General features: G+C 74.0%; 16 protein-coding genes and 3 tRNA genes. All 19 read left to right on the forward strand.

What is annotated here, in order from left to right; all coding sequences use genetic code 11:
• Window positions 1-12: 12 nt before the first annotated feature.
• Window positions 13-522: an acetolactate synthase small subunit gene (gene ilvN / locus AC0VX0_RS03920; RefSeq protein WP_002854209.1), complete on the forward strand. Its 510-nt coding sequence runs from the start codon at window positions 13-15 to the stop codon at window positions 520-522.
• 36 nt (window positions 523-558) lie between these two features.
• A complete protein-coding gene (gene ilvC / locus AC0VX0_RS03925; RefSeq protein ID WP_065573668.1) occupies window positions 559-1,590 on the forward strand; it encodes a ketol-acid reductoisomerase in 1,032 nt (343 codons plus the stop codon).
• 149 nt (window positions 1,591-1,739) lie between these two features.
• The gene (serA, locus tag AC0VX0_RS03930; protein ID WP_069941570.1) at window positions 1,740-3,335 is read left to right on the forward strand and encodes a phosphoglycerate dehydrogenase; all 1,596 of its coding nucleotides are present in this window, start codon (window positions 1,740-1,742) and stop codon (window positions 3,333-3,335) included.
• A gap of 64 nt (window positions 3,336-3,399) precedes the next feature.
• Window positions 3,400-3,783, forward strand: a complete 384-nt coding sequence (locus tag AC0VX0_RS03935) for a hypothetical protein (protein WP_241252039.1) — start codon at window positions 3,400-3,402, stop codon at window positions 3,781-3,783.
• Complete coding sequence (locus tag AC0VX0_RS03940; protein ID WP_257997770.1) at window positions 3,747-4,259, forward strand: hypothetical protein; 513 nt, start codon at window positions 3,747-3,749, stop codon at window positions 4,257-4,259. The genes AC0VX0_RS03935 and AC0VX0_RS03940 overlap by 37 nt, the downstream gene beginning before the upstream one ends.
• On the forward strand, window positions 4,252-5,877 hold the full coding sequence (gene metG, locus AC0VX0_RS03945; RefSeq protein WP_063190343.1) for a methionine--tRNA ligase: 1,626 nt from the start codon (window positions 4,252-4,254) through the stop codon (window positions 5,875-5,877). The genes AC0VX0_RS03940 and metG overlap by 8 nt, the downstream gene beginning before the upstream one ends.
• Window positions 5,878-5,948: 71 nt before the next feature.
• Window positions 5,949-7,025 carry a 3-isopropylmalate dehydrogenase gene (locus tag AC0VX0_RS03950; RefSeq protein WP_102708336.1) on the forward strand — a complete coding sequence of 359 codons (1,077 nt, stop codon included), beginning with the start codon at window positions 5,949-5,951 and terminating at the stop codon, window positions 7,023-7,025.
• 188 nt (window positions 7,026-7,213) lie between these two features.
• Window positions 7,214-8,263: a branched-chain amino acid aminotransferase gene (locus tag AC0VX0_RS03955; protein WP_069941579.1), complete on the forward strand. Its 1,050-nt coding sequence runs from the start codon at window positions 7,214-7,216 to the stop codon at window positions 8,261-8,263.
• A gap of 25 nt (window positions 8,264-8,288) precedes the next feature.
• Window positions 8,289-10,550, forward strand: coding sequence for a carbon starvation CstA family protein (locus tag AC0VX0_RS03960; protein ID WP_144818332.1), 2,262 nt, complete (start codon window positions 8,289-8,291; stop codon window positions 10,548-10,550).
• 1 nt (window position 10,551) lies between these two features.
• Window positions 10,552-10,797, forward strand: coding sequence for a YbdD/YjiX family protein (locus tag AC0VX0_RS03965; RefSeq protein ID WP_377635787.1), 246 nt, complete (start codon window positions 10,552-10,554; stop codon window positions 10,795-10,797).
• Window positions 10,798-10,985: 188 nt separating this feature from the next.
• Window positions 10,986-11,780, forward strand: a complete 795-nt coding sequence (locus tag AC0VX0_RS03970) for a fumarylacetoacetate hydrolase family protein (RefSeq protein ID WP_336630072.1) — start codon at window positions 10,986-10,988, stop codon at window positions 11,778-11,780.
• 50 nt (window positions 11,781-11,830) lie between these two features.
• Complete coding sequence (gene gltX / locus AC0VX0_RS03975; protein ID WP_136939803.1) at window positions 11,831-13,408, forward strand: glutamate--tRNA ligase; 1,578 nt, start codon at window positions 11,831-11,833, stop codon at window positions 13,406-13,408.
• Window positions 13,405-14,202, forward strand: a complete 798-nt coding sequence (locus AC0VX0_RS03980; protein ID WP_036312934.1) for an HAD family hydrolase — start codon at window positions 13,405-13,407, stop codon at window positions 14,200-14,202. Before gltX ends, AC0VX0_RS03980 begins: the two co-directional genes overlap by 4 nt.
• A 119-nt stretch (window positions 14,203-14,321) precedes the next feature.
• A tRNA-Gln gene (locus tag AC0VX0_RS03985) sits at window positions 14,322-14,393 on the forward strand.
• 55 nt (window positions 14,394-14,448) lie between these two features.
• Window positions 14,449-14,521: transfer RNA gene (locus AC0VX0_RS03990), tRNA-Glu, on the forward strand.
• 129 nt (window positions 14,522-14,650) lie between these two features.
• Window positions 14,651-14,723: transfer RNA gene (locus tag AC0VX0_RS03995), tRNA-Glu, on the forward strand.
• Window positions 14,724-14,829: 106 nt separating this feature from the next.
• Window positions 14,830-16,638: a dynamin family protein gene (locus AC0VX0_RS04000; protein ID WP_101965610.1), complete on the forward strand. Its 1,809-nt coding sequence runs from the start codon at window positions 14,830-14,832 to the stop codon at window positions 16,636-16,638.
• Window positions 16,635-18,395: a GTPase gene (locus tag AC0VX0_RS04005; protein WP_036338076.1), complete on the forward strand. Its 1,761-nt coding sequence runs from the start codon at window positions 16,635-16,637 to the stop codon at window positions 18,393-18,395. Before AC0VX0_RS04000 ends, AC0VX0_RS04005 begins: the two co-directional genes overlap by 4 nt.
• On the forward strand, window positions 18,392-19,540 hold the full coding sequence (locus AC0VX0_RS04010) for a thiamine-phosphate kinase (RefSeq protein ID WP_101965545.1): 1,149 nt from the start codon (window positions 18,392-18,394) through the stop codon (window positions 19,538-19,540). Before AC0VX0_RS04005 ends, AC0VX0_RS04010 begins: the two co-directional genes overlap by 4 nt.

Consider the following 19,540-nt stretch of genomic DNA (forward strand, 5'->3'; position numbering starts at 1 on the left):
GGAGGGCAACCGATGGAACGCCACACCCTGTCCGTGCTCGTCGAGGACGTGCCCGGCACCCTGACCCGCGTGGCCGGCCTCTTCGCCCGGCGCGCGTTCAACATCCACTCGCTGGCCGTGGGCGTCACGGAGGTCGAGGGCCTGTCCCGGATCACCGTGGTCGTCGACGCCGACACGGACCTGCTCGAGCAGGTCACCAAGCAGCTGAACAAGCTGATCAACGTGATCAAGGTCGTCGAGCTCACGCCCGACTCCTCCGTTCAGCGCGACCACCTGCTCGTGAAGGTGCGCGCCGATGCCGCCACCCGCGGTCAGGTCGTCCAGGCGGCCGACCTGTTCCGCGCCCACGTCGTCGACGTGGCCCCGGAGTCCCTGACCCTCGAGGCCACCGGCACCCGTGACAAGCTCGAGGCCTTCCTCGAGATGATGGAGCCCTACGGCGTGCGTGAGCTCGTCCGCTCGGGCACCCTCGCCCTCGCCCGGGGGCCGCGGTCCATGACCGACCGCGCCCTGGCCCGCTGACCCGTCCCGATCCACCCATCCCGTGAGGAGAACAGCATGACCGTGAAGAAGTTCTACGACGACGACGCCGACCTGTCGATCATCCAGGGCCGCACCGTGGCCGTCATCGGCTACGGCTCCCAGGGCCACGCCCACGCCCTGTCGCTGCGCGACTCCGGCGTGGACGTGCGCATCGGCCTCGCCGAGGGCTCCAAGTCCCGCGCCAAGGCCGAGGCCGAGGGCCTCCGCGTCGTCGACGTCGCCACCGCCGCCGCCGAGGCCGACCTGATCATGATCCTCACCCCGGACCAGGTCCAGGCCGACGTGTACGACCAGCACATCGCCGGCAACCTGCAGGAGGGTGACGCCCTCTTCTTCGCGCACGGCTTCAACGTGCGCTTCGGCTACATCCAGGCCCCCGAGGGCGTCGACGTCGCCCTGGTCGCCCCCAAGGGCCCGGGCCACGTGGTGCGCCGCGAGTTCGAGGCCGGCCGCGGCGTGCCCGCGCTGATCGCCGTCGAGAAGGACGCCTCCGGCCAGGCCCACGCCCTCGCCCTGTCCTACGCCAAGGCCGTGGGCGGCACCCGCGCCGGCGTCATCGAGACGACCTTCACCGAGGAGACCGAGACCGACCTGTTCGGCGAGCAGGCCGTGCTCTGCGGCGGCGCCTCCCAGCTCGTGCAGTACGGCTTCGAGACCCTCACCGAGGCCGGCTACCAGCCCGAGATCGCCTACTTCGAGGTGCTGCACGAGCTGAAGCTCATCGTCGACCTCATGGTCGAGGGCGGCATCGCCAAGCAGCGCTGGTCCATCTCCGACACCGCGGAGTACGGCGACTACGTCTCCGGCCCCCGCGTCATCACCCCCGACGTGAAGGAGAACATGAAGGCGGTCCTCGCCGACATCCAGTCCGGCGCCTTCGCGAAGCGCTTCATGGACGACCAGAAGGCCGGTGCGCCCGAGTTCAAGGAGCTGCGCGCCCGGGGCGAGGCCCACCCGATCGAGAAGACCGGCCGCGAGCTGCGCCAGATGTTCTCCTGGCTCAAGGACGCGGACGACGACTACACCGAGGGCACGGCGGCCCGCTGAGCCGCCCGAGCCCCCGACGCCGGCCCCGGGCATCGCGCTCCGGGGCCGGCGTCGCATTCCGGCCACGGCCCGGTCACGCGTCTAGGCTCGGACCGGAGCGCGGGCCGGCCCGCCTTCCATCCCACCGCACCACACCTCCAGGAGCACCCGTGAGCGCAGCCCAGCCCGTCGTCCTGATCGCCGAGGAACTCTCGCCCGCCACCGTCGAGGCCCTCGGCCCCGACTTCGAGATCCGCCGCACGGACGGCGCCGACCGCGCCCGCCTCCTCGAGGACCTGCGCGACGTCGACGCGGTGCTGATCCGCTCGGCCACCCAGATGGACGCCGAGGCGATCGCCGCCGCGCCGCAGCTGAAGGTCATCGCGCGCGCCGGCGTCGGACTGGACAACGTGGACGTGCCCGCCGCCACCGAGGCCGGCGTCATGGTCGTCAACGCGCCGACGTCGAACATCATCTCCGCCGCCGAGCTCACCTGCGGCCACATCCTGGCCGCCGCCCGCAACATCGCGGCCGCCAACGGCTCGCTGAAGGCGGGGGAGTGGAAGCGGTCGAAGTACACGGGCGTCGAGCTGTACGGCAAGCGGCTGGGCGTGATCGGCCTGGGCCGCATCGGCGCGCTCGTGGCCGAGCGCATGAAGGCGTTCGGCATGGAGATCCTCGCCTACGACCCCTACGTGACCACCGCCCGGGCGCAGCAGCTCGGCGCGAGCCTCGTGGAGCTGGACGAGCTGCTCGAGCGCGCCGACGTGGTCACGATCCACATGCCCAAGACCCCCGAGACGGTCGGCATGATCGGCGATGAGCAGTTCGCCCGCATGAAGGACACCGCGATCATCGTGAACGTGGCCCGCGGCGGCCTCGTGGACGAGGACGCCCTCGCCCGCGCGCTCGAGACCGGGACCATCGGGGGCGCCGGCATCGACGTCTTCAGCTCCGAGCCGGCCACCGACCTGGCGTTCTTCGCCCACGACTCCGCCGTGGTCACCCCCCACCTGGGCGCCTCGACCGCCGAGGCCCAGGAGAAGGCGGGCGTCGCCGTCGCCGGCTCCGTGCGCCTGGCCCTCTCCGGCGAGCTCGTGCCGGACGCCGTGAACGTGGCCGGCGGCGCGATCCACGAGGACGTGCGCCCCGGCCTGCCGCTGGCCGAGAAGCTGGGCCGCGTGCTCACCGCGCTGGTGGGCGAGCAGTCCATCACGGCCGTCGAGGTGGAGATCGCCGGTGAGATCGCCGAGCACGACGTCTCCGCGATGCGCCTGGCCGCCCTGAAGGGCGTGTTCACGGACATCGTCTCGGACCAGGTCTCCTACGTGAACGCCCCCGTGCTGGCCGAGCAGCGCGGCGTCGAGTGCCGCCTCACCACCACCGCGGTGTCCGAGTCCTACCGCAACACCGTCACGGTGCGCGCCGCGACCGCGCAGGGCTCCCAGACGGCCGTCACCGGCACGCTCACCGGCCCGCGCCAGGTGCAGAAGCTCGTGGGCGTGGACCGGCACGAGCTCGAGGTGCCGCTGGCCGACCACCTGCTCGTGTTCGCCTACCAGGACCGCCCGGGCGTGATCGGCGTCCTGGGCCAGGCCCTCGGGGTGCAGGGCGTGAACATCGCCGGCATGGACGTCTCGCGCGACGACGAGGGCGCCGCCCTGGCCGTACTGACCCTGGACGGGGCCCTCTCCGGGGACACCGCGGCCACGCTGGCCGCGGCCATCGGCGCCGCCCGTGCGGCCGAGGTGGACCTCTCCGTCTGACCCGTCGACGCCCGGGCGGGCAACGCGGGGCCGGCGCGCGTCGCCCTGTGTTGAGATGGTGTCCATGTCGCGTCCAGCCGAGCCCCGCCCCGCACCCGCCCCGACCGCGCGCGCCGCAGCGGCCCGCCCCGCCACGCCTCCGGGCGTGCAGGGCCGCTGGGCCCGGCGCGCGGCGGGCGGGCTGATCGGCGTCAGTGTCCTGCTCGCCGCCTGGTCGTTCGCCCTCCCCTTCGTGTTCGGGCTGGGCCCGCGGCAGGTGCCGTGGTGGCGCGAGGTCTTCGACGTGAACCACGAGGCCAACCTCACGGCGTGGTGGAGCTCGGGCCTGCTCCTGCTGGGGGCCGCGGGCTTCACCACGGTGGGTCTCGTGCGCCGCGCGCTGGGGGCGGATCGGCGGCGGAGCCTGCTCGCGTGGCTGACCCCCGCGGCCCTGCTGGCGGCCCCATGAGCCTGGACGAATCGACGCAGCTCCACGAGCAGGCCGGCCAGCTGTGGGAGGTTCTGCCGTTCGCGGGGGAGAACCCGCTGCCCGCGTTCCAGTGGCTGATCCTCGGCGCGCCGGCCGCGATCGTCGTCCTCGGGCTGCTCGCGCTGTGCACCGTCGCCCTGCCCCGCCGGACCCGAGCGCTGACGGTGGCGGGCGGCGCGGTGTTCTTCTTCGGCGCGATCGTCCTCGAGGCGGTGCCGCTCGTCTTCGGGATCGGGCGCAGCACCCTGGCCTACCACGTGGCGACCCACGCGGAGGAGCTGACCGAGATGATCGGGGCGTCCGTGCTCGTGGTGGCCCCGTGGGCCCACCTCCACCTGCGGCCTGCGCCGGGCCATCTGCAGGTGACCGCCGACGGCGTCCCGGACGCCGGCGCGGACGACGTCGTCCTCGGCGCGGGCCCCGGCCCCGCGGCTAGACTCGACGACTGTGACTGACGCCCGCGCCCCGTACTACCTGACCACGGCCATCTCCTACCCGAACGGCGAGCCGCACATCGGCCACGCCTACGAGTACATCGCCTCGGACGCGATGGCCCGCTTCCAGCGGCTCGACGGGCGGGATGTGCGCTTCCTGACCGGCACGGACGAGCACGGCCAGAAGATGGAGCAGACGGCGCAGCAGCAGGGCGTGAGCGCCCTCGAGCTGGCCACGCGCAACGCCGCCGTCTTCAAGGAGATGGACGACGACGTCCTGGACATCTCCTACGACCGCTTCATCCGCACCACGGACACGGACCACGCCGAGGCCGTCCGCGAGATCTGGCGGCGGATGGAGGCCAACGGGGACATCTACCTCGGCTCCTACGCCGGCTGGTACTCCGTGCGGGACGAACGCTACTTCGGCGAGGACGAGACCGAGGTGGGTCAGGACGGGGTGCGCCGCGCCGTCGAGACCGGCACCGAGGTGACGTGGACGGAGGAGGAGTCCTACTTCTTCCGCCTGTCCAAGTACCAGCAGCCGCTGCTGGACCACTACCGCGAGCACCCGGACTTCGCCGCCCCCCGGTACCGCTTCAACGAGGTCATCCGCTTCGTGGAGGCCGGGCTCGAGGACCTGTCCATCTCCCGGACCTCCTTCCAGTGGGGCATCGACCTGCCGGCGCCCGCGGACCCCGACGCCGCCGACGCCGACCGGCGCGCCGACCACGTCACCTACGTCTGGGTCGACGCGTTGACGAACTACCTCACCGGCGCGGGCTGGCCGGCGGAGGACCCGGAGGCGTTCGCGCGCTACTGGCCGGCGGACCTGCACGTGATCGGCAAGGACATCTCCCGGTTCCACTGCATCTTCTGGCCCGCGTTCCTCATGTCGGCCGGCCTCGAGCTGCCGCGCCGCGTCATGATCCATGGCTTCCTGAACAACAACGGGGCCAAGATGTCCAAGTCCCTGGGCAACGTGGTGCACCCGCGGGAATGGGTGGCCCGGTACGGCCTGGACGCCATTCGCTTCTTCCTGCTGCGCGAGTTCCCGTTCGGCGCGGACGGTTCCTACAGCCACGAGGCCGTGGTGAGCCGCAAGAACGCGGACCTGGCCAACAACCTCGGCAACCTCGCCCAGCGCTCGCTGTCCATGGTGGCCAAGAACTGCGGCGCCGCCGTGCCCGAGCCGGGCGAGTTCACCGAGGCGGACCGCGCCGTCCTGGCCCAGGTCGACGCCCTGCTGGAGCGCTCCCGGTCCGCGTACGCGGTGCAGGACTTCCACGACGCGCTCGAGGAGACCTGGCGCGTGCTCGGTGAGATCAACGCCTACTTCGCGGACCAGGCCCCGTGGGTGCTGCGCAAGACGGACGAGCCGCGCATGCGCACGGTGCTGTACGTGACGTTGCAGGCCGTGCGCCGGGTGGCCCTGCTCGCGCAGCCGGTGATGCCCGGCTCGGCCTCGCGGCTGCTGGACCTGCTCGGCGTCCCCGCCGAGGGCGACGCCGGCCGCACCGGCGCGTCCGGCACCGGCCCGCGGTCCTTCGCCGCGTTCCACGAGGACCTGGTCCCCGGCACCCCGCTGCCCGCCCCGCAGCCGGTCTTCCCGCGGCACGAGGAGCCCGCCGAGGACTGAGTCCGTCCGGAGGGTGAGACCGGGTGTCACACGATGTGGTCCTCACGCGTGCCGCGCGTAGCCTGAGGGCCATGACCGAGACCACACGCAGCTCCGCAGACCCCTTGGACATCGCCGTCATCGGCGGCGACGGCATCGGCCCCGAGGTCACCGACCAGGCCGCCGCCGTCCTGCAGGCGGCGCTGCGTGCCGAGGGGCGTCCGGAGGCCCGGCTCACCCCGTATCCGCTGGGTGCGGAGCACTGGCTCGAGACCGGCGAGGCGCTCACGGACGAGGTCCTCGAGTCCCTTCGCCGCCACGACGCGATCCTGTTCGGGGCCGTCGGCGCCGCGCCCGGGGACGAGCGCATCCCGTCCGGGCTGATCGAGCGCGGCATGCTGCTCAAGCTGCGCTTCGCGCTGGACCACGGCGTGAACCTGCGCCCGGCCACCCTGCTGCCCGGCGCCGTCAGCCCCCTGGCCGCGCCCGGCGAGATCGACTTCACCGTGGTGCGCGAGGGCACGGAGGGGCCGTACGTGGGCAACGGCGGTGCGATCCGCGTGGACACCCCGCACGAGATCGCCACGGAGGTCTCCGTGAACACGGCGTTCGGCGTGCGCCGCGTCGTCGAGGACGCCTTCCGTCGCGCCGACGCGGGCGAGCGCAAGCGCCTCACGCTCGTGCACAAGCACAACGTCCTGGTCCACGCCGGCCACCTGTGGCGCCGCACCGTGGAGTCCGTGGCGGCCGACTTCCCCGCGGTCACCTGGGACTACATGCACGTCGACGCCGCCATGATCTTCCTGGCGACGGACCCGGCCCGCTTCGACGTGATCGTGACGGACAACCTGTTCGGGGACATCATCACGGACCTCGCCGCGGCCGTGACCGGCGGCATCGGGCTCGCCGCCTCCGGCAACATCAACGTCGAGGGCACGGTGCCGTCGATGTTCGAGCCGGTCCACGGCTCCGCTCCGGACATCGCGGGCCAGGGGATCGCCGACCCCGTGGCCGCCATCCTCTCCGCCGCCCTGCTGCTCGAGCACGTGGGCGAGACCGGCGCCGCGGCGCGCGTGCGCACCGCGGTGTGGGCGCACCTGAAGGACCGGGTGGACGGCGCGCGGGGCACCACCGCCGAGGTGGGCGCCGACGTCGCCGCGCGGGTCTGACGCGCGGGCCCGGCGCGTCGACGCCGGGTCTAGGATGGGGCGACGGCCTGTGGCGTGTGCCACGCCCGGCGCCGTGGCCCCCCGCGCGTCGTGCCCGGCACCGGAGCCGTCCCCATCCGTCACCCGTCACGAGGAGTGATCCCACCGTGTCCGAGACCGTGTTCACGCGGCAACCACATCTGTCCCCGATGTCCGATCAGCAGCGCGTCGAGATCCTCCAGGACCCCGGTTTCGGCAACGTCTTCACGGACCACATGGTCTCGATCGACTGGACCTGGGACGAGGACGGCGGCGCGTGGCATGACGCCCGCGTGGAGCCCTACGGCCCGCTGTCCCTGGACCCCGCGGCCGCCGTGCTGCACTACGGCCAGGAGATCTTCGAGGGCCTGAAGGCCTACCGGCACGAGGACGGGTCGGTGTGGACGTTCCGCCCCGAGGCCAACGCGGCCCGCCTGAACCGCTCCGCCCGCCGCCTGGCCCTGCCGGAGCTGCCCGAGGAGCTGTTCCTCGGCTCGCTGCAGGCCCAGCTCGAGGCGGACCGGGCCTGGGTGCCCACCGGCCCGGGCCAGTCCCTCTACCTGCGCCCCTTCATGTTCGCCTCCGAGGCGTTCCTCGGCGTCCGCCCGGCCCGGCAGGTGCGGTACATGGTGATCGCCTCGCCGGCCGGCAACTACTTCGGCGGCGAGCTCAAGCCGGTGACCATCTGGGTCTCGCGTGACTACGCCCGCGCCGGCAAGGGCGGCACGGGCGCGGCCAAGACCGGCGGCAACTACGCCGCCTCGCTGCTGCCCCAGCTGCAGGCCGCGGCGAAGGGCGCCGACCAGGTCGTGTTCCTCGACCAGTACCACGACGACGCGATCGAGGAGCTCGGCGGCATGAACGTGTTCTTCGTGCACGCCGACGGCCGCCTCGTCACCCCGGCGCTCACCGGCACGATCCTCGAGGGCGTCACCCGCTCCTCGATCCTCCAGCTCGGCCGGGACATGGGCCTGACCGTCGAGGAGCGTCGCGTCACCCTCGCCGAGTGGGCCGAGGGCGTCCGCTCGGGCGAGATCACCGAGGTCTTCGCGTGCGGCACCGCCGCCGTCGTGACCCCGATCGGCCGTCTGCTCGACGGCGACGACGTGATCGAGTCCGCCGGCGGGGCCGACGTGGCCCTGAAGATCCGCACCGAGCTCGAGGGCATCCAGACCGGGCGCGTCGAGGACCGCCACGGCTGGCTGCACCGCCTCGTCTGACCCCACCCCACGAACGGAGACCCCCGTGAGCTCGCACCGCTCCTCCGCGGCCGCCGAGGGCGCCCCACTCCCGGCCACGACGCCGGAAGACCTCCCGCCCACCGAGGCCGCCGGCCGGCCCCGCTGGACGCCCGCGAAGATCGCCGTCTGGGTGGCCGTCGCCCTGCTCGGCGGCGTCGCCTGGACCATGCTCGCCCTGCACCGCGGCGAGACGATCAACGCGATCTGGTTCGTGTTCGCCGCCGTGGCGACGTTCGCGATCGGCTACCGCTTCTACTCGAAGTACGTCGAGCGCATGATCGTCCACCCGGACGACACCCGCGCCACCCCGGCCGAGTACCGGGCCGACGGCCGGGACTACGTGGCCACCGACCGCCGCGTGCTCTACGGCCACCACTTCGCGGCCATCGCCGGCGCCGGTCCGCTCGTGGGCCCCGTGCTCGCCGCGCAGATGGGCTACCTGCCCGGCACCATCTGGATCATCGTCGGCGTGATCCTGGCCGGCGCGGTCCAGGACTACCTCGTCCTGTTCTTCTCGATGCGCCGCGGCGGCCGCTCGCTCGGCCAGATGGCCCGGGACGAGCTGGGCCGCGTCGGGGGCACCGCCGCGATCGTCGCGACCCTGCTGATCATGGTGATCATCACGGCCATCCTGGCCCTCGTGGTGGTCAACGCCCTGGGCGAGTCCCCGTGGGGCGTGTTCTCCGTGGCCATGACCATCCCGATCGCGCTCTTCATGGGCGTGTACCTGCGCTGGATCCGCCCGGGCCGCATCACCGAGATCTCCGTGATCGGGTTCGTCCTGCTCCTGGCGGCCATCATCGGCGGCGGCTGGGTGGCCGGGACCGAGTGGGGCGCGGCCCTGTTCACCCTGGACCGCACCACCATCGCCTGGGCCGTGATCATCTACGGGTTCGTCGCGGCCGTGCTCCCCGTGTGGCTGCTGCTCGCGCCGCGCGACTACCTGTCCACCTTCATGAAGATCGGCGTGATCGCCGGTCTCGCGCTGGCCATCGTCGTCGTGCAGCCGCGCATCGGCACCCCCGCGTTCTCCGAGTTCGCCTCGGGCCAGACCGGCCCGGTGTGGCCCGGTTCGCTGTTCCCGTTCCTGTTCGTCACCATCGCGTGCGGTGCGCTCTCCGGCTTCCACGCGCTGATCGCCTCGGGCACGACGCCCAAGATGGTGGAGAAGGAGCGGCAGACCCGCTTCATCGGCTACGGCGGCATGCTCATGGAGGCCTTCGTGGCCATCATGGCGCTCGTGGCCGCCGTCTCGCTCGACCGCGGCATCTACTTCGCCATGAACTCCCCGGCCGCCCTCACCGGCGGCACCCCGGAGACCGCCGTCGACTTCGTCATGGGCCTCGGCCTGGCCGGCGTGAACCTCACCCCCGGGGACCTGACCCACCTGGCCGACCTCGTGGGCGAGGAGACCGTGGTCTCCCGCACCGGCGGCGCCCCCACCCTCGCGGTCGGCCTGGCGCACATCATGGGCCAGCTCGTGGGCGGCGACGCGCTCATGGGCTTCTGGTACCACTTCGCGATCATGTTCGAGGCGCTGTTCATCCTCACCGCCGTCGACGCCGGCACCCGCGTGGCCCGGTTCATGCTCCAGGACTCCCTGGGCAACGTGGTCCCGCGCTTCAAGGACACCTCGTGGCGCGTGGGCGCGTGGGTCTGCACGGCTATCATGGTGGCCGCGTGGGGCGCCGTGCTGATCATGGGCGTCACCGATCCGCTGGGCGGCATCAACACGCTGTTCCCGCTGTTCGGCATCGCCAACCAGCTGCTCGCGGCGATCGCGCTCGCCGTCGTCCTGACGATCGTCGCGCGCCGCCGGGACTTCCGGGGCCTGTGGATCGTGGCGCTGCCGCTGGCGTTCATCACCGTGGTCACCACCGTGGCGTCGTTCCAGAAGATCTTCTCCTCCATCCCGGCGGTGGGCTACTGGGCGCAGCATCGCGCGTTCCAGGACGCGCTGGCGGCGGGGAAGACGAGCTTCGGCGCCGCGAAGTCCGTGCCGGCCATGGAGGCCGTGGTCCGCAACACCTTCATCCAGGGCACGCTCTCCGTCGTCTTCCTGGTGTTGGCGCTGATCGTCATCACGACGTCGGTGCTCGCCACGGTGCGCGCCTTCCGCGGCACCGAGGTCATCGACCACCAGGACCCGTACGTGCCCTCGCAGCGCTTCGCCCCGGCCGGGCTGTTCGCCACGGCCGAGGAGAAGGAGCTGCAGCGGAAGTGGGACGCGCTGCCGGCGGACCGGCAGCCGGTGCGGGGTCACTGACGTGGCCGATCCGCGCGCGACGCCGGCCGGGCCCTCCTCCGCGGAGGGCCCGGCCGGCCCGTCTCGGCCCAGCGTGTGGGCCCGGGCGCGCTGGTGGGTCCGCCAGCTCTCCGGCGAGGGGAAGTACGACGCGTACGTGGCCCACCACCGGGCGCACTATCCGGAACGCGCGCCGATGACCGAGCGGGAGTTCTGGCGGGCCGAGTACGCGCGCCAGGAGGCCAATCCGGGCAGCCGCTGCTGCTGAGCGGCCTGGACCCGCCCCGCTCCGCACCGCGCCGCGCTGAGCCAGACGAATCCGCCCGCGAGCCAGACGAATCGGTCGCCTCAGGCCGTCCGCCGCGGCCGAATCGTCTGGTTCGCGGCGTCAGCGGGGCTGGCATCGAGTGGGTGTCCGGCGACGGCGACCGCCGCTCACCCATTACGCTGACCCCCATGCGCATCGCCCGTTTCGTGGACCAGGCCGAACCGACCTACGGCATCGTGGAGGGCCCGGCCGACGCCGACCCCGCCGAGCTGAGCATCACCGCCCTGCAGGGGGACCCGTTCTTCCATGGGATCCAGCCGACCGGCACGACCCACCGCCTCGAGGACGTGCGCCTCGTGGCCCCGATCATCCCGCGCTCGAAGATCGTGGGCGTCGGCCGCAACTGGGCTGACCACGCGAAGGAGCTCGGCAACGAGGTGCCCGCCTCGCCGCAGTTCTTCCTCAAGCCGAACACCTCCGTGGTGGGGCCGAACGAGCCGGTGACCCTGCCGAGCTGGTCGGACGAGGTCTCCTACGAGGCCGAGCTCGCCGTCGTCATCGGCACCATCTGCAAGGACGTGCCGGTGAGCCGCGTGGACGACGTCGTGTTCGGCTACACCGTGGGCAACGACCTCACCGCCCGCGACGCCCAGCGCACCGACCTGCAGTGGGCCCGCGCCAAGGGCTTCGACGGCGCCTGCCCGCTGGGCCCGTGGATCGAGACCGAGCTGGACGTGGAGCCGGCCGGCGGCCTGCGCATCACGTCCCGGCTCGACGGCGAGACCCGCCAGGACGGCACGACGGCGGACATGGTCTTCGGCGTCCGCGAGCTCGTGGCCGCGGCCTCGGAGATGTTCACCCTCCTGCCCGGCGACGTGATCCTGACCGGCACCCCGGGCGGGGTCGGGACGGTCCAGGAGGGCCAGCGCGTCGAGGCCGAGGTCGAGGGGATCGGCGTCCTGGCCACCGTCTTCCGCCGCTGACGCGGGCGCCCGACGACGCCGTCCGGGCCCCCGCGTAGACTCGGGGCATCATGACTGACGCCACCGCTCCCGTGTCCGAGAACGCCCCCGCCCCCTTCGCCGACGTCCCCCAGGTGGACGCCGAGACCCCCGTGCGCGTGCGCTTCGCCCCCTCGCCCACCGGCACCCCCCACGTGGGGCTGATCCGCACCGTCCTGTTCAACTGGGGCTGGGCGCGGCACACCGGCGGCACCCTCGTGTTCCGCATCGAGGACACGGACGCCAAGCGCGACTCGGAGGAGTCCTACCAGCAGCTGCTCGAGGCGATGCGCTGGCTCGGGATCGACTGGGACGAGGGCGTCGAGGTCGGCGGCCCGCACGAGCCGTACCGTCAGTCCCAGCGCGGGCAGATCTACGCGGACGTGATCGAGAAGCTCAAGGCCGGCGGACACATCTACCCGTCCTACTCGAGCCCCGAGGAGACCGAGGCCCGTCACCGGGCCGCCGGCCGCGACCCCAAGCTCGGCTACGACGGGCACGACCGTGACCTCACGGACGAGCAGATCGCCGCCTTCGAGGCCGAGGGCCGCGCGCCGGTCTGGCGGCTGCGCATGCCGGACGAGGACATCACCTTCACCGACCTGGTGCGCGGGGAGATCACCTTCAAGGCCGGCTCCGTGCCGGACTTCGTGGTGGTCCGCGCGGACGGCTCGCCGCTGTACACCCTCGTGAACCCGGTGGACGACGCGCTCATGGGCATCACCCACGTGCTGCGCGGCGAGGACCTGCTCTCCTCCACTCCGCGCCAGATCGCGCTCTACCGCGCCCTGCACGCGATCGGCGTCGCTCGGTACATGCCGGTGTTCGGCCACCTGCCCTACGTGATGGGCGAGGGCAACAAGAAGCTGTCCAAGCGCGATCCGCAGGCCAACCTGTTCCTGCACCGGGACAACGGCTTCATCCCGGAGGGCCTGCTGAACTACCTCGCCCTGCTGGGCTGGTCCCTCTCCGCGGACGAGGACATCTTCACCCCGCAGCAGTTCGTGGAGCACTTCGACGTGCACAAGGTGCTGGCCAACCCCGCCCGCTTCGACGAGAAGAAGGCGATCGCGATCAACGGCACGCACGTGCGCATGCTCGACGTGGCCGACTTCCGTGACCGTCTCGTGCCCTACCTGCACGCGGCCGGCCTCGTGGGCGAGCACCTGACGGAGCGGGAGATGGAGGTCCTCACCGCCGCGGCCCCGCTCGTGCAGGAGCGCGTGCAGCTGCTCGGCGAGGCCGTCGAGATGCTCGCCTTCCTCTTCACGGCGGACCGGGACGTCCGGACCGCCGAGGGCGCCCTCAAGGGCATGCCGGCGGACCTGGGCGCCGCCGTCGCCGCGGCCCGGGAGGCGCTGGCCGCCCTGCCCGAGGACGAGTTCACCACCGAGCGCATCGAGGCGGCGCTGCGGGCGGCCCTCATCGACGGCCTGGGCCTCAAGCCGCGCCAGGCGTTCGGCCCGGTGCGCGTCGCGGTGACCGGCCGCAAGGTGTCCCCGCCGCTCTTCGAGTCGCTCGAGATCCTGGGCCGGGACTCCGCGCTCGCGCGCCTGGACCGCTTCGCCGCGGAGCAGGGCCTGGACCAGGACCAGCCCACCGACGCATGAGCCGGGGCGCCAGCACGACGCCGGCCGGCGGGTCCGCGGGCGCGCCCGCGCCGCCGGCCTGGGACGCCGTCCTCTTCGACCTGGACGACACGCTGCTGGATCTGCGCTCCGCCCAGCACGCCGCGTTCGACGCGACGGTGCGCCGGCAGTGGGCCGGGGCCGCCGACGTCGACCCGGCGGTGCTGGCTGAGGCCACCGACGCCTTCGCGTCCGACGCCGGCGGCCACTACGGGCGCTACGTGGCCGGGGAGCTGACGTTCGAGGAGCAGCGGCTGGCCCGCGTGGCCGACGCCCTGCGCGCGCTCGGCGTGCCCGAGGACGCGGCGACCCCGCTCGACGGCCTGTGGACCACCGACTACGAAGAGGTCGTGCGCGGGCACTGGGCGCTGTTCCCCGCGACCGTCGACGTCCTCGCCGAGGTGCGGGGAACAGGCCGTGGCGTGGGGATCGTCACGAACAACGTGGAGGCCTACCAGCGCGGCAAGGCCGACGCCCTCGGTCTGGAGTGGGTCGAGGTGCTGATCGGCTCGGACACGGCCGGGGCCCCGAAGCCGGACCCGGCCCCCTTCCTGGCCGGCTGCTCCCGCCTGGGCACGGACCCGGGACGCACCCTCATGGTGGGGGACAGCCTGCGTCACGACGTCGAGGGGGCCCGGTCGGCGGGGCTCGTTCCGGTGTGGATGAGCCCCGACGCCCCCGCCCACGGCGGGGCGGAGGAGCCGCTCTGGGACGAGGAGCACGCATGCTGGCGGATGCGGGCGATCGGCGGGCTGCGGACCTGGCTGGCGGCCTGACCCGCCGATTTTGCACACGTCGCCCGGAGGGTGTAGAGTTCTTACTCGTTGCCGGAGAGATCCGGGAACACCGAGCTCATGAATATGATGCACATCGGTCAGGCATGCTTGACCGACAGTGGGGTATGGTGTAATTGGCAACACAACGGTTTCTGGTACCGTCATTCTAGGTTCGAGTCCTGGTACCCCAGCGAGTCTTCGGACTCAATGAACGCGCACGGGCGGAGACGCTCGGACGTGGCGCACGGCCCCATCGTATAGCGGCCTAGTACGCCGCCCTCTCACGGCGGTAACGCGGGTTCAAATCCCGCTGGGGTCACGCAGTCGCCGCCCGGTCCTCGGACCGGAACGGCACGGGCGGATGAACGCATCCGCCGCCTGAACAGGAGACGCAGGCGCAGAAGAAGGTCTCCACGGCATCGCTTCCGCACACGCGGACAGCGCGCTCGGCCCCATCGTATAGCGGCCTAGTACGCCGCCCTCTCACGGCGGTAACGCGGGTTCAAATCCCGCTGGGGTCACCCGAGTGACAGGAGGCCCGGTCCCTGCGGACCGGGCTTCCGTCGTTTCCGTCCGCCGGGCCGGCGGGATGGGCGGCCGGTGCGCGCCCGTGAGACGATGGCCCACGTGCCACACACGGATCAGAACGCCCCAGACCTCGGCGTCGACACGGCCGTCCGTCGCGTGCGCGAGCACCTCGCCGCGCTCGAGCTGCCCTTCGAGACCGTCACCGCGGGGCAGGACCGCGCCGAGCGCGAGCGCACCCTGCACCAGATCGACGACTACGTGCTGCCCCGCCTCGACTCGCTCGACGCGCCGCTGCTGGCCGTCGTCGGCGGCTCCACCGGTGCGGGCAAGTCCACGCTGGTGAACGCGCTCGTCGGCCACGAGGTCTCCCGCTCCTCCGCCCTGCGGCCCACCACGCGGCAGCCGCTGCTGCTGCACAACCCCGCCGACGCCCACTGGTTCACGGGCCCGCGGGTGCTGCCCGACCTCGCCCGCGTCAGCGTGCACCGCGACGCGGCCGCCGGCCCCGTCGAACCCGACCAGTCCGCGATGGACACGGTCGCGCTCGTGGCCGAGCCCGCACTGCCGTCAGGCATCGCCCTCGTGGACGCCCCGGACATCGACTCCGTGGCGGACCAGAACCGCGCGCTGGCCCGGCAGCTCCTCGAGGCCGCCGACCTGTGGATCTTCACGACGACGGCGCACCGCTACGCCGACGCCGTGCCCTGGCAGCTGCTGGACGAGGCCGCCGCCCGCGACATCACCGTGGCCGTCGTGCTCGGCCGCGTGCCCGAGGGCGCGGCGGAGGACATCACCCCGGACCTGCGGCGCATGCTCACCGAGCGCGGCCTCGCCGACGCCCGGATCCACGTGATCCCCGAGACCCGCTTCGACGAGCGCGGTCTGCTCCCGCAGGAGCACGTCGCGGGCCTGCGCGCCTGGCTCGAGACCCTCGCCGCCGACGCCCAGGCGCGCGGCGCTGTCGCCCGCCGGACCGTGGACGGCGTGCTGGGCCAGCTGGCCGCCCGCGTCGCCGACCTGGCCCGCGCCGAGGAGGAGCAGCGGCACGCCGCGGACCTGCTCGCCCGGATCGTGGGGGACTCCACGGACCAGGCCGTCGGCCGGGTCCACGAGGCCACCTCGGACGGCACGCTGCTGCGCGGCGAGGTGCTCTCCCGCTGGCAGGACTTCGTCGGCACGGGGGAGTTCTTCCGCGGCGTCGAGACCACGATCGGCCGGCTGCGGGACCGCCTCGGCGCCCTGGTGCGCGGGCGCCCGGCCCCGCCCGAAGAGGTCGAGACCGCGCTCGAGACCGGCCTGCACGCCGTGATGGTCGAGGCGGCCGCCGCGGCCGCCGAGCAGATCGAGCGGCGTTGGGCGTCCGAGCCGGCGGGCCGGGCCCTCGTGGCCGGGCGCGACCTGGGCGCCCTGGCGCCGGACACGTCGGCGCGGGCGGCCGACGTCGTGCGGGACTGGCAGTCGGACGTGCTGGCGCTGATCCAGGAGGAGGGCGCGGGCAAGCGCACGCGCGCCCGCCTGGCGGCCACCGGCGTGAACGGCGCGGCCGTGGCCCTCATGATCATCTCGTTCGCCTCCACCGGCGGACTCGCGGGCATCGAGGTCGGCATCGCCGGCGGCGCCGCCGTCGTCGGGCAGAAGCTGCTCGAGTCGATCTTCGGCGAGGACGCCGTGCGCCGCATGGCCCGGCGTGCCGATGAGCTGCTCGAGCACCGAGTGCGGGCCTTCCTCGAGACCGTGCTCGCGGACCGCTTCCTGCCGCTGCTCCACCTCGAGCGCGAGCCGCAGGCCACCGAGGAGCTGCGCGCCCTCGTGCCGGTGCTGCGCCGCGGGGTGGCCGCCGGCGTCGACGGCCCGACCGGGCCCGAGCACGCCCCGTCCGCCGCCGAGGCGGGGGAGGAGCCCCGATGAGCCGCCGCGACACCCCCGCCCTGGCCCCCCGCCTGGACGCCCTCGGCGAGGCCGCCGAGCTGGCCGCGGGCCGCCTGCCCGAGGACGTCGTGGCCGGGGCCGACGCCGTCGTGCGCGCGGCCGGGGAGCGCCAGGCACTCTCCGCGGAGCACACCGTGGTCGGGTTCTTCGGGGCGACGGGCTCCGGCAAGTCCTCCCTGTTCAACGCGCTCACCGGCCGCGACCTGGCCCGCGTGGCCGCCACCCGGCCCACCACGTCCGAGCCGCTCGCCGCGGTCTGGGGCGTGGGCCGGGGACAGGGGTTGGACCCGGACGCGGAGCACGGCGACGGCACCGGCGAGGGCGGCGGCGCGGCCGCGCTGCTCGACTGGCTCGGCGTGCGCCGCCGCCACCTGCTGGACGAGGCGCCCGTGCTCGACGACGGCCGCCCCGGCTTCCTCGGCTTCGGCCGCCGTGACGGCGCCGACGCCACCGGCCTGATCCTGCTGGACCTGCCGGACATCGACTCGGTCGAGCGGGGCAACCGCGAGATCACCTCCCGGCTGGCCGGCCACGTGGACGTGCTGGTGTGGGTCGTGGACCCGGAGAAGTACGCGGACGCCGTGCTGCACCGCGAGTTCCTGGCGACCATGGGCTCGCACGCGGCCGTCACCCTCGTGCTGCTCAACCAGGTGGACCGGCTCTCGGTGCGTGACCGGGACGTCGTGCTGGCCTCGCTGCGCCGGATGCTCTCCGGCCACGGCCTCGGCGACGTCCGGGTGCTGCCCGTGTCCGCGCGCACGGGGGAGGGCCTCGAGGAGGTCGGCCGGCAGGTCGCGGCGATCGTCGCCCAGCGCGGCGCGGCCGCCGAACGCCTGGGCGCGGACGTCGCGGCCCGTGCCGCGGACCTCGCCGCCGCCTCGGGCGAGGGCGAGCCGGCCGGCGTCGGGCCCGGGGACGAGCAGCGGCTCGGGCGCGAGCTGGCCGTGGCCGGCGGCGTGCCGGCCGTCGTCCGGGCGGTGGAGGGCTCGTACCGGCTGCGCTCGGCCAAGCGCACCAGCTGGCCCGTGCTGCGCTGGATGCACTCCTTCCGCGCGGACCCCCTGCGGCGCCTGCACCTGATGCCCGAGAGCGCCGCCCCCCGCCGCGACCGGGACGAGGTCGCCCGCGACCCCGCGCTGCACCGCACCTCCCTGCCCGAGCGCTCGGGCACCCAGCGGGCCGTCGTCGACGGCGCGGTCCGCACGCTGGCCGCCGCGGCCGGCGCGGGAGCCTCCGAGCCGTGGGCCGCCGCCATCCGCCGCGCGGGCCGGGAGCACGCCGAGGAGCTCCCCGGCGCCGTGGACCAGGCGATCGCCGCCACCGACCTCGGGGCCGGTCGGGGCAGCTGGTGGCACCCCGTGCTGGACGTGCTGCAGTGGCTCGCCCTCCTCACCGCCGTCGTCGGCGCCGGCTGGCTGGGCGTCCTCGCCCTGGCCGGGTACCTGCAGTTCCCCCTGCCGCCCGCCCCCACGGTCGAGGGCTTCCCCCTCCCGACGCTGCTGCTCGTCGGCGGCCTCGCGCTCGGCGTGCTCCTGGCCCTGCTGGCGATCCCCCTGACCCGGTGGACCGCCGCGGCGCGGGGACGCCACGCGCGCCGCCGCCTCGAGGAGGCGACCACCGACGTCGGCCGGCGGCTCGTCGTCGACCCGGTGCGCGCCGAGGTGGACCGCTTCCGCGCCTTCCGCGACGCCCTCGCCCGGGCCTCCGGCGCCCCGGTCCGGCGGGGCCGCCGATGACGGTGCGCGACCCCGCGGCCGCGGCGGGGGCGACCGTCGGCGACCTCACGGAGGCCGAGCTGCTCGAGGTCGTCCTGACCGGGCTCGCCCCCGCCGTCCGGGACGGCCACTGGCCCGCCGGCACCGTCGCCCCGGGCGACGACGCCGCCCTCGTGCCCGCGCCCCGCGGCGGGACGCTCATCTCCACGGACGCGATGGGGGAGGGCACGGACTTCCTGCACCGCTGGCCCGCCGGTCCCCGCACCCGCGGCCACGACGCCGGCTGGAAGGCCGTCGCCCAGAACCTCTCGGACGTCAACGCGATGGGCGGGACCGCCTCCGCGCTCGTCACCGCCCTCACCCTGCCGCCGACGACGCCGGTCGCCTGGGTGCGGTCGTTCGCCGCGGGCATCGTGGGCGCGGTGCGTCACCTCGGCGCGCCGGACTGCCGGGTGGCCGGGGGCGACCTGGGCACCGGCGGACGGGTCCACGCCGCAGTGACGGTGCTCGGGGACCCGCACCCCGGCGGCGTGCTGCGCCGCGCGCCGGCCGCGGCGGACCGGGACCGCGTGCTCGCCGAGGGCGCCGACCTCGTCCATGCCCAGGCGGTGCCGGACGGTCCCCGGGCCGCCGCGCCTTCGGGGCCGGGGTGGGCCGCCGCCGGGCTCACCCTGCTGCTCACCGACCGCGCGGAGCTGGAGCGACGGGCGGACGCCCTCCCCGCCGCCGACCGGCCGTCACCGCGGGAGCTCGCCCGCGCCGTCCGCGCCCAGCTGCGACCCCGCCCGCCGCTGGCCCTCGGACCCGCCGCGGTGACGGCCGGCCTGCTCACCCTCATGGACGTCTCCGACGGCCTGGGCAAGGACGCGCACCGCATGGCGGCCGCCACCGGCGGGGCCGGCCCCGCGCCGGCACCGTGGCTGGACGAGGCCTGGCTGGCGGAGGCCGCCGCACCCCTGCGCCGCGTGGCCGCCCTGGCCGGGACCAGTCCGGAGGCGCTCGTGACCGGCGGGGGCGAGGACTACGGCCTCCTGGGGCTGGCGTGGCCCGAGACCGAGCTGCCCCGGGGGTTCACGCGGATCGGCCGGCTCGTGCCGGACGGGGCCCGGCCGCCGACCGGGCACCGGCCCCTGTCCGAGTCCGGCTGGGACCCGTTCGCCGGCTGA

It is taken from the genome of Micrococcus sp. iso_26, assembly GCF_056172975.1.